The sequence below is a fragment of the Bacillus sp. JJ722 genome, assembly GCF_036963345.1.
Classification (GTDB): Bacteria; Bacillota; Bacilli; order Bacillales; family DSM-1321; genus Bacillus_AD.
Genome location: NZ_JBALMO010000243.1, coordinates 1 through 1813 on the forward strand (window position 1 = coordinate 1; position 1813 = coordinate 1813).

1 protein-coding gene is annotated in these 1813 nt (G+C 39.3%); it reads left to right on the top strand.

From position 1 onward, the window contains the following. Window positions 1-1596 (top strand): methylmalonyl-CoA mutase family protein (locus tag V7014_RS22645; RefSeq protein ID WP_335510590.1); only part of this gene is annotated, 1596 nt, incomplete at its 5' end. Between the last annotated feature and the right edge of the window lie 217 nt (window positions 1597-1813).

Genomic DNA, 1813 nt, shown 5'->3' on the forward strand with positions numbered 1-1813 from the left:
ATTTTAACGTGGGTTTATAAAGAAAATGTACCTGGTTATTTCCCATATACTGCTGGTGTGTTTCCTTTCAAACGTGAAGGTGAAGATCCAAAGCGTCAGTTTGCAGGTGAAGGTTCACCTACAAGAACAAATAAGAGATTTCACTATCTATCCAAAGATGATGATGCGAAGCGTTTGAGTACAGCTTTCGACTCAGTTACCTTATATGGTGAAGATCCGGATCATCGTCCAGATATCTTTGGTAAAGTTGGTGAAAGTGGAGTTAGTATTTGTACATTAGAAGATATGCAAAAGTTATATAGTGGTTTTGATCTTTGCCTACCATCTACTTCTGTTTCTATGACTATTAATGGACCAGCGCCTATTATTTTGGCTATGTACTTAAATACAGCTATTATTCAACAAGTAGAGAAGAAAGAACTTGAATTGGGGAGATCCTTAACGGCTGAAGAGAAAGAAGAAGTGAAGCAATATACACTTCAAACAGTTCGTGGTACGGTTCAAGCAGACATCTTAAAAGAAGATCAAGGTCAAAATACTTGTATATTCTCTACCGAATTTGCGCTACGTATGATGGGGGATATTCAAGAATACTTTATTAATAATAATGTGAGAAATTACTATTCTGTATCGATTTCTGGCTATCATATTGCAGAAGCGGGAGCAAACCCAATCTCTCAATTAGCGTTTACATTATCTAATGGTTTTACGTATGTAGAATATTATTTAAGTAGAGGTATGAAGATTGATGATTTTGCACCGAACTTATCATTCTTCTTTTCGAATGGATTAGATCCTGAATATACAGTAATTGGTCGAGTGGCTCGAAGAATTTGGTCTACTGTAATGAGAAATCGTTATGGAGCTAATGAACGTAGTCAAAAGCTTAAATATCATGTCCAAACATCAGGTCGATCTCTTCACGCACAAGAGATAGACTTCAATGATATTCGTACTACACTTCAGGCTTTAATGGCGCTTCACGACAATTGCAATTCATTGCATACGAATGCATATGATGAAGCGATTACAACTCCAACTGAAGAGTCAGTTCGTAGAGCGATGGCTATTCAAATGATTATCACTAAAGAGCATGGTTTAACGAAAAATGAAAATCCTTTACAAGGATCATTTATCGTGGAAGAATTAACGGATTTAGTAGAAGAAGCAGTGCTCCAAGAGTTTGAGCGTTTAAATGATCGCGGTGGTGTTCTAGGAGCGATGGAAACACAATATCAACGCGGAAAAATCCAGGATGAATCTATGTATTATGAAATGAAGAAACATACTGGAGAGCTGCCAATCATCGGTGTAAACACCTACTTGAATCCAAATCCACCAACAGAAGAGGATTTAAACAACATCGAGTTGGCAAGGGCGACACTAGAAGAAAAAGAAGGCCAAATTACGAATTTGCGCGCATTCCAAGCGAAGCATAAAGACCAAACAGAAGAAGCTTTACACAACTTGAAAAAAGTGGCGATAAGCGGAGAAAATATTTTCAACGAATTAATGCATTGTGTAAATGTAGCTAGTCTTGGACAAATCACACGCGCCCTCTACGAAGTAGGCGGCCAGTATAGAAGAAACATGTAACAAGAAAAGCGGAAGCGCCCGTTATGCTCCGTATGGACTGGAGCCCTTCGACTGAGATAAAGGAAACACGAAGAGCTGATAAGCGATTCGATGTGTCTAGCTTCAACGGCCAGCCCCTCGAGGTCATAAGCCATCTCTCTTCCGGAAATCAAAACCGGATTTCCTACTGAGAGCTGTCTTATGCTTGTCGGGGCTGAACGGGCCGTTTCAGCATTTC